We start from the raw sequence: 10994 nt of genomic DNA, 5'->3' as shown, positions 1-10994 counted from the left end.
CTGAGCGCACGGTCGAAGGGCTGTGGACGGCCATCGGCCGGCTCATCGACACCATCACGCCAGACGAATGCGCCAACTTCTTCGCCGCCGCGGGATATGAGCCAGATTAAACCGAAAACGCTCTAGCCTCGTATAAATTGTAATCCCACCAAGCTAGCTTTTCGATTCGTTCGATAATCTTGTCGCTGAACCGATATTTGATGACCCTCGCGGGCGAGCCCGCTACGACGGCAAACGGCGGCACGTCTTTCGTGACGACAGCGTGCGCACCAATGATTGCTCCGTTGCCTACGCTGATCCCATCTTTGAGATAGGCACCCAGTCCAATCCAGACATCGTGTCCGATCGTCGTCTGGGGCCGCATCTCGAAGTCGATCCGATCCAGCTTTCTCTCCCAGCCCGAGATACTTTCCCGAAAATGGCGCTCGAAGTGGACGAATTCAGTATATGTGATGGGGGATGACGTCAAGTTGTCGACCGGATGCTGTGTGCATCCAACGGCGATACTATTTGCAACGGAGCAGTAGCGGCCGATTTGCGCATTGTAAAAGTCGCCATTTGAGCCGAAATACGTGAACGCGCCCACTCTTGCTGGGGCTCCCCACGTATTGACGCCAAACAGGTTCATCGGTGCTTCAAATTCGGTCGCGTCATCGACGGGAAAGACGCCCTTCGGCACCATTCCTATCCCGATGTCCTGAAGGTGGGCTACAAATTCCGAGGTAAAATCGACAGCTACGAGCACGGGCGCAATCCATTTAAATGAAACTACTGATTTTTTGCCTGAAGCGCTTCCTACGATCCCTAAATCCCGACTGCTCCTCTATCATCGCTTCGCTGCGCTCGTAATGACGAAAAAGCTATGTGGTTCAACTAAACCGTATTGGCTTTGGCCAGCATTGCCCATCTTGCCCTGAAACCGCGTGGCGTACCGGCCCCGCCGGTGAGCCGCGCCACGGCATCGCGCGAGTAATGTGTTGACGCCATTCGGCATCGCGCACCATCATCGCAGTATCAGACTGATTGATCGGTCGTTGATTCACCGGTTGAAGAAACGATGCAGTCGAAGCGGTCTCTCAAAGCTTCCGCAAGTGGCCGCAACTAGCATGCGTGTTCATCGAGGGCATGTTACGCATCAACCCAATCAACCATTGCGTCAGTGCTTTGCTTATATGCAAGTGAGCTCGTCGCCTGCCGCTCGGCGAATGTAGTCTCGAACCAGTCGCCCACCTCCGTGATGGAGGTGGCTCCAATCCGTCGGCCATTGAGGCGTCCGCGCCACCCCCAACTCGGTTCGATCGGAACAGGTGTACCGATCGGGCGAGGCGATGCCGTCTGGCTCTCAATGGCTTGAGCCAATGCAGCGTCGCCTGCGGCCTGAATGCCGGCGGCAGCCTCTGAAGAGATCCGGCCCTTCGCAACTTGGTTTCCGAGGTCGACAACAACCCGCTCGCGCCAGAGGGCATAATCGATCGGACAGGGCCCGATGCGGGGCGCCAGGGTCGAGGCCGCCGCGAGCGCGGCCTCGAACGAGAAGGGTTGCTGCCCCAGGAAGTGGAACCCTGTCCCCTCATGATGGGAGCCGATGTTTTCTTCGAGATCCGTTCCGTAGGCCGTGCCCGCGCCGCTGTCGTGATGCATCGACGTACCGATGCTCTTGTCGTGACGGCCGATGACGACGATCGGCCGGTTGACGAAGGCGACGCCGGCCGACAATCCCGCCGCAACCCGGTAGCTGGTATACTCAGCGAGGCGCTGCGCCATGAAGCGGCCGCCCATGATGTCCCGAACGCGCCGGATGAGGTTTCGGTGCAGGACTACGGCGCCGGTATGCCGAACGTTGCCCGAATTGATGCTGCGGCGTGCAACCTCGTCGCCCTCCATCAGGATGACCGTATCGCTGAAAGTGGCACCATCTAAAGTGTTCGCGAGTTCAGTGGCCATGAAATTTGGCCAATAATATCGGATCCGGTTTGCGTAGATCATCTCGGCGTCGGAATGAGATGCGATGTCATCGATCACTGCGAAGCGCGAGCTCAGGATCTGGTCGTCGTCGCCGAGATGCCCCAGCCATTCGCCCCGGGCATGGCGATAGGCCCAATCCGCGTTGCTCGCGTAATCGACACGCTCGGGAGGTTGCAGGACGGTGAGCCGTTCGTCGCGCAGACTGTTGATGAACTCCCAGGTGCCGTCCTCGGAATGGTTGTCGCTGACCACGACCTCGACGCCATCCGGAATCCGGGACAAGAGGTCGGGCAGGACGACTTCCAGCGTCTGGCGCCCGTTCAAGGTCGGGATCAGCACGGAGTGCCGTGGCGACGCGTGGGTGGCGATCGCTGGTCGCGGAGGCAGAGGCGGGGCGGCTTCGATCGTGATGAAGGTGGAGATAAGCGCGAGCGGGGCGGCTCCTTCCGAAGGCGGCGCGACTTCCCGCGCCTGAACGACAAGCCTCGTCGCGGAATCGACGATCAGGGCCTTGGAGAGACGCGCCGTCAACCGTGCCGCGCCGTCGAGACCGACCTGCTGAGCGGCGAGAATAAGATCCCCCAGACGAAGCTCCGCCGCCTGCCCGGCGCAACCGCCGTGTGTGCCCACTTGGATCGTGATCAGGACGTCGCATCCGACCGGTAGCGGGAGGATCAACTCCGCTTCCCTCGACGTGGTCCAGCGATAGACGATGTCACCGTTCGTTTCTGCTCCGGCCCAGCCTGAGCCGAACCATGCGGCATTGGTGAAATCCAGCCGGTCCGGCACCGCTGACAGGCCCAGGGGTGGTCCGAGGCGGGTGCGGATCGCCTCGACGGAGCGTTCCAGGAGCCGGGACCGCATCTCGTCCACATCCGCGATCGGCTGGGCGAAGTAGCCGACGACCCCATGCGCCTGCCAATGATCCAGTTTGGTGCGCAGATGCGACGAGAGCCAGCCGGGCTTTGCTGCCAGGCTGTTCGGGTAGCTGTAATGGAATGCCCACCAGGCAGCGTTCTCGTCCGAGAACGCATTCTGGCGAGGGCCTTCCGTCAAACTGCGAACCCCCTGTCCTGCGGCGAAGCGGTTCAAGTGGCTCTGCCCCAGCGCATGAAGTGGTTTGTTCCAGAAGAGGGCATGGAGGCCGACGCTGGAACTGGCGGCTGCGATCCGATCGACGCGGCGGGCGAGCATCTGCCCCGAACAAAGAGGCGTCAGCGCATCGGGGATGGCAATGAAGTTGGCGTGGCGCTCCTTGATGAACTCCATCTCGGCCAGGGTCATCCGGCGGCAATCGGGGTGCTCGCTGGCTATGACCGCCCAATGCGGCGGAGCGTTTTCGAGAACGTCGAGCAGTTGATGAACCTGTGAGCGGTATGAACAGCTCGCGTCGAAGAAGAATGAACCGTTCTCATGACCGATCACGAGAAGTGAGCTTTCGTAATTGTTGATCTGGTCCTCGATTTCCAAGAACGGCTTGTTTTGAAGATCATAGGCGAGTGCCAGGGCCGAGCGTAGCTCCCGGGTGGCAGCGATTGTCGCCTGATCGCTCGTTGAAGCCGGCTCGGTCGGCTGAGCCGGGGCCGACCAGGTGTGGAACCCGCGCGGATCGAGTGTGTAGGTCAGCGGAAGCGGTGCTCGCGAGAAGATTGATGTTTCTTTATGGAGGATGAGCGTGTTTGGAAACAACATGCGCAGATGTGGCACCGGGCACCATGTAATGATGATGTCCGGATTGAAGTCACCAAGGGCATTCTCAAGCACTTCTGCAAACAACGCTCGCGTGGCGAGCGCAGCGGGCCGATCCAGGCTGTCGGCTAGTGTCTCGACGGCGTCCGTAGAAAGCGGATCGAAATGGCGATGCAACAGGGTGTTTACATCGGCATGGGGGTTCCAGAGCCGGTTGACGAGGTCATCTTCGCTAACCGTGATCACGGCGTGACGGGGGATGCCGACTTTCCGTGTGACGGGCAGGAAACGCTCGTGAACGAGCATTCGCACGTCATGGCCATCCCGCATGAGCGCACGAAGCCAGGGCGCGTCGCAGCCGAGATGGGCTGATCTACGGAAGAACGATGCGTTGTCTGTTAGAGGATCTTCATAGAAGAGAATTCTCGGATCAGCCATCTATCATAGCACCCTGCGATCGAATTTAATCTTCATTAAGTTCACGAAATACTGCGGCAAGCAGCGTGATGCGTGGCTGCTTGCGGGGAGAAGAAAAACGGCCAACGGTCGACGAATAATTACTACAGGCGCACAGTCAACGCGTCACCCGGCCTCGTCAATGGCTGCGCACCCTGAAGCATGGCCAGCGCCTGCACCTCGTTACGCGTGATAAGGTCGTCGACGACATGCCCGCCGTATTGGGCTTCTGAGGCGTGATCGGTCGGCCACACGCGAAGTTGGCTATGGCGCCGCCCTGGTCGGCATGGGCGATGGCGGTGTCGTTCGTGGCTGAGAGGGTGAGACGTCACGCTGATCTGCGGAGTTTCTGTCGTCCGCCCGTCGCGGCCACAGTTTCAGCCATGTGATCGAGGTGGTGGTGCGCGACGTGCCGACGAAGCACGGCCTCGCCCATGCCCGCGACCCCTGCCGCCTCCTAAGTCGACACGCCTTGCTGCATCATGCGGGTGACGGCCGAATGCCGGAGGGTGTGCGGTGAGACGCCCTGTCTGTGACGAGCTGTCATCATGCGGGGCTGGATCCGTCGATGTTGAGCAGCCGTCGGATTAACCAATTGCCGCTATTTTGCGCATTCATGCAGCGGGCACCCCAGTGGTTTCGGTGGTGCCTGTCTCGGCTGTGATGATCAAAGAGGCAGTTTTTCGACGATGACGATCAAACAGCGGCTCGTTTCGGTCTTGGCCGCCATAGGCCTTATCCTCCTCGGTACGGCAGTGCTTGGGAACTTTGCGCTCCATTGGAGCCATTCAAGTCTGAAAACGGTCTACGAGGACCGAGTCGTCTGTCTCCGACAGTTCAGCATCATTCGTGACGCCTACGATGACATCATCGACGTATCGCGGATGCTGCGTAGCAAGACCATCGCGTTCACCACGGCAAAGGAAAAGATAGACCGCGACCTCTCCAAGCTGCACGCCCAATGGACCGCCTATCAAGCGACTTCATTGACACCGGAGGAACAGATCCTCGCCAAGGATCTGCGGGTTCGGATCGATCAGAGCGGTGTTGTCATCTCCGAGATCCTTAAGCGCATCGCGCAAGGCGGTACTCCGGACTTCGATGCGACGCATGCCGATCTGTTGAAGACCACGCAGGCCTCCAGCGCGACACTGAGCAAGCTGACCACGCTGCAGGTCCGCGAAGCGGAGGCCGAGTTCAATCGCTCCGAGCGCACGGCAGGCTGGTCCCGCCTCGCCCTGCTCGCGGCACTCGTCGTTGCGGCGCTCAGCATCGCCTACGGTGTCTATACGGTCGTCGTGCAGGTCACCCGTCCGCTCGGCAGGCTCGTCAGCGTGCTCCAGCGAATGGCTCGCGGCGAGACCGATGCCGAGATCGCGGAGTCGGTCCGTCACGACGAGATCGGCGCGGTCGGCAAGGCGGTGGACGGCATCAAGGCCATGGTCGCCCGGAAAGCCGCCGAGGAGGCGGAGGTGAAGCGCCTGGCCGATGCAGCAGCAGCGGCCGAACGGCGACGCACGATGATCGAATTGGCGGATGGCTTCGAGCGAGCCGTTGGCGGCATCGTCGGCACTGTTTCGTCGTCTGCCACGGAGCTGCAGGCGACAGCCAGCACCATGACCGCGACCGCGACCGAAACAGCCACCCAGTCTACGACCGTCGCCGCTGCTGCCGAGGAAGCAGCCTCCAACGTCAACACGGTCGCGGCCGCCGCTGAGGAACTCGGCACGTCCGTTCAGGAAATCGGACGTCAGGTCAGCGGCTCAGCACGCCTCGCCCAGCAGGCGGTTGTGGCGGCGGACCAGACGGCTCACCTCGTCCAAGCAATGAGCCAGACGTCAGCTCGGATCGGCGACATGGTTGGCATGATCTCCGGCATCGCCGGCCAGACGAACCTCCTCGCCCTCAACGCGACAATCGAGGCCGCACGGGCTGGTGAAGCTGGGCGGGGCTTTGCGGTGGTCGCTGCCGAGGTGAAGGAACTGGCCAGCCAGACAGCGAGGGCCACCGATGAGATTTCACGTCAGATTGGTGAGGTCCAGGGCGTCACGCAAGAGGCCGTTGCTGCCATCGGCGGCATTACGAGCCAGATCCGCGAGATCGATGTCGTTGCCACCAGCATTGCTGCGGCAGTCGAGCAGCAGGGTGCTGCCACCCAGGAGATCGTGCGCAACGTGAGCCAGGCGGCCATGGGCGCGGGCGAGGTGACGAGCAACATCGCCGGCGTCGCCCAGGCCTCGGATGAAACCGGGGCAGCCGCAAGCCAAGTGTTGGCGGCGGCTTCGGAACTGTCACGCCAGTCCGAACATCTTGGGGCAGAGGTCGGGCGCTTTCTGGCGACCGTCCGCGCGGCGTAAACCACCAACGATCCGAGGATCACAACTGCCTATTCCTCGTTGACTGTCTGCTATCCGATCCGCGCAGCCGGAAAGCGGACAGTCGAAAATTCACCCGAAGCGGTCCTTCCGACCGCGACCGGCTGCGGTCGCCAATGATCCCTTCGCGTGAGTCCGAAAGCAGACAGTTGCAGCCCCCAAGGTCTGGCGCAGCTAGATCAGCGCGAAACCCGTATCCGCGCGCACGATTTTTCCACTTGTAGCGAGGTGCATCCCGGTCACCCTCACGCCGTCTACCGCCGCACGGTCGAGGATGCGCCGCCGCGTCGTGGCCGCCTTCGCGGGATCGGTGTCCCAGATCACCGTCCAATCCGGATGCGGCATCTGCAGGATCCACGAGTGGACGATATCGCCCCAGATCAGCAGCCGGTCGGAGCCGTCCGCGATCAAGACGCCTATATGTCCCGGCGCTCTGCCTTGCCGGGGCGATCGCATGGACCGCATGGGACGCTCGCGCGAACCTCCGCCGGGAGGCTGCCATGTCAGCGAATCGGATCGCCGCGCAACTCGCGCTTCAGCCGGGCCTCGGAAGCGGCAGACCAGCGGCCATGTCCGCCAGCGCACCACACTCGCCGAGGTCCTGACCGGTCGCCAGACCTTCGCGCAACACGCCGAGGCGCGGGGCAAGCCCGGGGAGCACGGTTATATGTCAAGCACTCCGGCACTCTTTGTGGCTATACACGTTGTGGTTGAAAATAAGATACCTCTCAACGCATCTCAAAAAGAACTCAAATAAAAGCGAGCTTGTCGCACAACTTGTGAGATTTAGCGCCATTTTCTACTGTATAAAATATTATCATATGTTATTGCGATGCCGATGATTCGGTAATCACATTATTTTTACAAGAAGCGCTGGAGGGCGCTCCGCATTAGATTGATGTTGGGGGTCGATCGTGACGATTGTCTTTCTTGGTACGTCCAACTGTGTCATGGGCGCATCTATGGTTGACGCTGCCAGACAATCGACCGACGAGCAGATCGTCAATGCATCGATCGGAAGTTCTCCGTCGGAACTAGCTCTATACCTGCTTAATGATCTAAAACTTAAGCAGCATGATGTTATTTTTATCGATTACGCAATAACAGATGGATTTTATTTATTGAACGGCAATATCGATGAGAGCCGTGTACGGCGCGCGTTCAACTCGATCACGCAAAGGCTCAGCGTCGTTGGCTGTTTGCCGATATGCATCATCAATCCCCTGCTCGGATCATTCGACGCGGATCTTCCGGCTGAAAAACTACATAGAAGCATCTGCCAAGAGCTAAGAATACCAATATTCGATGTAACCGCGCTCGTTCGGCAGGTCGCCCGTCTCGGGTGCGAGCCCGGTAAGTTGATGCGAGATCCCGCACACCATTCAGCCGCCGTGAGTATGTCGCTGGGGACCGAGCTCATCAGCGCGGTTGAAGCTGTTCGCACGGCGTCGCGGCAACAAGAGGCAATCACGCACACACGAACGATCGCTCTGGCGCCCTTAGTTCCGATGGAACGCCGAGCGCTCTACAAAAGCTCGTTGCGGTCTTCTGAGATGGCGATCTTGCGACAGGGCGAGCCGCTCAATCTTCCCATCTCACGTGATGAAACAGTATTAGGTCTAGTCGTAAACATGGGGGGATCTGGCGCGAAACTTAGGTTGTATAGCTCGGAGGGTGAAGAGATCCGGGATCTCATATATGATTGGTCAAACACCGATCCCGATGCCTACATGAGCATCTTCGTCGCTTTGCGGAAAGCGCTTCCAGGTGGCGCTGAGGGTGTAACCCTAGAGGTCCTGCCGGTCGATGGTCCGGAAACGGTTCCCGAGCCGGGCAGGCCAAGCGTGCTCGATCAGCGCTACGACGAGATACGGGTTGAGGGTGTTCTCGTTGCAGGCGCGGATACTTCCCGGGTAACCCGGCATGGTGTCCTGCCCAACGGCCTGGATCTGCTCGCTGAGCGATATCAGGCACTGGCTCAGTCGATATTCGCTCTAGTGCACGCGTAGAGGCGCGGTTTCGCGGCGGCCAGACCTGCTCGGTCTCCGGCCCCTTCCGCCCACAGACCGTGCAGCGCAGACGTAGCCCTCCGTCGCGGACGGCCATCGTCCGCGGAAATCGGTCCAGCGCGACCTCGCCTTCGCGGTGGCGCGGTACGGATCGCCCTGTCCCGACCTGTAGGCTGACGAGGGAATGCGCAACCCGATCAAAGGAGCCTCGGCCGCTTCAGCGACCCGAGGCCGATTTACAGCTATCAGGCGAGGTGCCAGCCCAGTTCAATTTGGGCCAAGTGTAGGTTTTGGGACTCGGCCGACTGTGATAGAGACATCGCAAGGTCTGCCCGCGACACACCATGGTCGAGTTGATCGGTCCAATAGCTCAATCCGTTGGCTTCAGCGTGGCGGCCCAGCGCGTTGACATAGAGCGCGTCGACGTAGGCGATATTCGATAGCTTGCCATAAGTCGCTTGACTCTCCGCTGAGTTCAAGAAGGCCTGCGTGATGTTGGAAATTGTTCCGCCGTGGTCGAGCTGGTCCGTGTAGTACGTCAGACCACCTGCGTCCGGCGCCCGGCCGAGCATGGTGTAGTACACCCGTGCCACCTGAGCCGCCTGCGCATCGGGCACGAACAGGCCGGCGTCGAGGGTTGGCTGCAGGTTGACGAAGTGCTCGGGCGAGAACACAAAGTTTTGTGCCACATCGACGCGGCTGACGCCGTGGGCGAGTTCGTCGAGGTGATACTGCAGACCGCTCGCATCAGCGGCACGGTGCAGGGTGTTCTGGTAGAGTTGCTGGATGAAGGCGGTGTTATCGGCGGCCCCGAGGCGTGCTTGACCCTCTGGTGAGGCGAGGAAGTTGGCGGCCAGAGACGCTGGGTTAGTTCCGTGCGCGATCTTATCGGCGTAGTATTCAAGCCCGAGCGTATCGGGCGCGCGGCCGAATATGCCATCGTACAGCGCGTACACCGTGCCGCCGGCGCTTGCCGCAGAGTATTGAATGGTTCCGAACGCATTCGGGGCGCCGTAGAGGGCCTGGATCCCGGAGATATCAGAGGGGGTCAGGTCAGTGATGGAGCGGTCAACGATGGAGTTCATCACTGCCGGGCCGGCATTGTAATGGTCGAGGCCGAGCGCGTGGCCGATTTCATGCACCGCGACGACGAAGAAGTTGACGGCGTCGTTGCTGACAATCTGACTGCCGGAGGCGTGCCAGCCCTCGCCGCTGTCGAAGGTCACGGCTGCAGAGATCATCTTCGAGCCGGAGTAGGTGTAGTTGGTGGTGCCGAGCACCTTGTCCAGCCCATCCATGTAGGAGAGGTTGAAGGTGATCTGGGCACCGCTGATCGAGGCCTGCTGCTTGAAGGTGATGTTGGCCCGGCTCGACCAGTCGGCGAAGGCCGCGCTGATCTGGCTGATGAAGCCCGCCGACACCGTCGAGTCCACGGCCCAGGTGACGGTGCCGCCGCCCGTGCCCACCGCCCCGGTTCCCCAGCGAGGGCCTTCGAGCACGTAGTTCGCCATGTTCGCTCACCCCGAGAATCCGGCTGCAGCGCTACACGTAGAATAAGAAAAAACCGTCAACTCCCCTCTGTCGCACCGGCCGATCCTGACTGACCCCCTCCCCACCAGCAGCGGCATCGCTCTCGGGTAAACTGTGATCCGCAACTCGCCGCGCGTCGTCGCGAGGGCACGCAGAGCCGCCAGTTGCTTGCCACATAGTGGAACGGTCACATCGTCGGCGTCGTCAGGATCACGGCGGTGCGCACCATCGTCCCACGGAATGTGACACAGCTGCTCATCGCGGCTTGAGCTTTGATCCAGCTAGCTCCAATAGCTGTCTTCAGGTCGTTGGTTTGAAGTGCGGTATTATTTTCCACGACACATCATCGGGCCAGTCCCACCATTCAGCGGCCAGCATTCTACGAATCATCTCGTCGTCGAACCTCTGCCTAATGGGACGAGCTGAGTTGCCCGCCACTATGGTATATGGTTCGACAGACTTCGCCGCGAGGCTCTCTCCGCCAATAACCGCGCCGTGACCGATCTTCATGCCAGCCATGGTTGTTGCAGTCCGGCCAATCCAAACGTCAGATCCAATCTCAACACTCATGTTCCTTGAGTTGACCGATATTTGGTAAGGTCCGGCGGCAGACCATATCGAGCGGCTGGATCGGTCAGTCGAGCGCAGTGAGGGCTTCAGCCGCGTCCTGAGCGGCGAGAATGGTGGTGATCGCGGCTTCGTCCATGGCCAGGAGGTAGAGCGGCCCCTTGCCCTACCCTCCCCTGGCCGCTACTAAATCCGTGGTTTCTGTCGCCGTATCGGTCGTCAAGATAAGAAAAGATGCGAAGCAGATACCAAATAGCTGTTCTTCATGAATAGCTTGGGCCTGTAGCTCAATGGTTAGAGCCGACCGCTCATAACGGTCTGGTTGTAGGTTCGAGTCCTACCGGGCCCACCAGCTAACCCGTTGAAGAATATGGTTCCTGGCAAATTCTCTGCGGACTTCTTA

The 10994-nt window shown here is 60.3% G+C and carries 5 protein-coding genes, 1 tRNA gene and 3 pseudogenes; 4 read left to right on the top strand and 5 right to left on the bottom strand.

Translation table 11 applies throughout. From position 1 onward, the window contains the following. Positions 1 to 110: pseudogene (locus tag J4O73_RS12515) on the top strand (IS630 family transposase); the annotation flags it as partial. On the opposite strand, the gene J4O73_RS12510 reads toward J4O73_RS12515, so the two are convergent. Together J4O73_RS12510 and J4O73_RS12505 are read right to left on the bottom strand one after the other, a co-directional pair. Further along, positions 107 to 745, bottom strand: coding sequence for a CatB-related O-acetyltransferase (locus J4O73_RS12510; protein ID WP_426217701.1), 639 nt, complete (start codon positions 743 to 745; stop codon positions 107 to 109). The pseudogene J4O73_RS12515 and the gene J4O73_RS12510 overlap by 4 nt on opposite strands. 383 nt (positions 746 to 1128) lie before the next feature. Next, positions 1129 to 4092: a glycosyltransferase family 2 protein gene (locus J4O73_RS12505; protein ID WP_426217699.1), complete on the bottom strand. Its 2964-nt coding sequence runs from the start codon at positions 4090 to 4092 to the stop codon at positions 1129 to 1131. 707 nt (positions 4093 to 4799) lie between these two features. Between J4O73_RS12505 and J4O73_RS12500 the strand changes: the two genes are divergently transcribed. Continuing rightward, positions 4800 to 6467, top strand: a complete 1668-nt coding sequence (locus J4O73_RS12500) for a methyl-accepting chemotaxis protein (RefSeq protein WP_426217697.1) — start codon at positions 4800 to 4802, stop codon at positions 6465 to 6467. A 192-nt stretch (positions 6468 to 6659) separates the two neighbouring features. On the opposite strand, the pseudogene J4O73_RS12495 reads toward J4O73_RS12500, so the two are convergent. Further along, positions 6660 to 6932 (bottom strand): annotated as a pseudogene (locus tag J4O73_RS12495) (MBL fold metallo-hydrolase); the annotation flags it as partial. 467 nt (positions 6933 to 7399) lie between these two features. On the opposite strand from J4O73_RS12495, the gene J4O73_RS12490 reads away from it, so the two are divergent. Then, complete coding sequence (locus J4O73_RS12490) at positions 7400 to 8494, top strand: hypothetical protein (RefSeq protein ID WP_426217695.1); 1095 nt, start codon at positions 7400 to 7402, stop codon at positions 8492 to 8494. Between the two features lie 245 nt (positions 8495 to 8739). Here the strand turns inward: J4O73_RS12490 and J4O73_RS12485 are convergent, their stop codons facing one another. Together J4O73_RS12485 and J4O73_RS12480 are read right to left on the bottom strand one after the other, a co-directional pair. After that, the gene (locus tag J4O73_RS12485; RefSeq protein ID WP_426217693.1) at positions 8740 to 10005 is read right to left on the bottom strand and encodes a DUF4214 domain-containing protein; all 1266 of its coding nucleotides are present in this window, start codon (positions 10003 to 10005) and stop codon (positions 8740 to 8742) included. A 367-nt stretch (positions 10006 to 10372) separates the two neighbouring features. Next, positions 10373 to 10582, bottom strand: a pseudogene (locus tag J4O73_RS12480) (type B chloramphenicol O-acetyltransferase); the annotation flags it as partial. Positions 10583 to 10867: 285 nt separating this feature from the next. Here J4O73_RS12480 and J4O73_RS12475 point away from each other — a divergent pair. Next, positions 10868 to 10943 (top strand) — tRNA-Ile (locus J4O73_RS12475). Positions 10944 to 10994: the final 51 nt, after the last annotated feature.

This window comes from Methylobacterium sp. NFXW15 (genome assembly GCF_049887755.1).
Taxonomy (GTDB): Bacteria; Pseudomonadota; Alphaproteobacteria; order Rhizobiales; family Beijerinckiaceae; genus Methylobacterium.
The sequence above is the reverse complement of the archived record's forward strand: the minus strand, read 5'-3'. Positions and strand labels throughout refer to the sequence as shown.

What these genes read in the sequence shown, in the direction of transcription:
- J4O73_RS12505 (WP_426217699.1), bottom strand. Translation starts at nt 4,092, where the DNA reads ATGGCTGATCCGAGAATTCTCTTCTATGAAGATCCTCTAACAGACAAC.
- J4O73_RS12500 (WP_426217697.1), top strand. Translation starts at nt 4,800, where the DNA reads ATGACGATCAAACAGCGGCTCGTTTCGGTCTTGGCCGCCATAGGCCTT.
- J4O73_RS12485 (WP_426217693.1), bottom strand. Translation starts at nt 10,005, where the DNA reads ATGGCGAACTACGTGCTCGAAGGCCCTCGCTGGGGAACCGGGGCGGTG.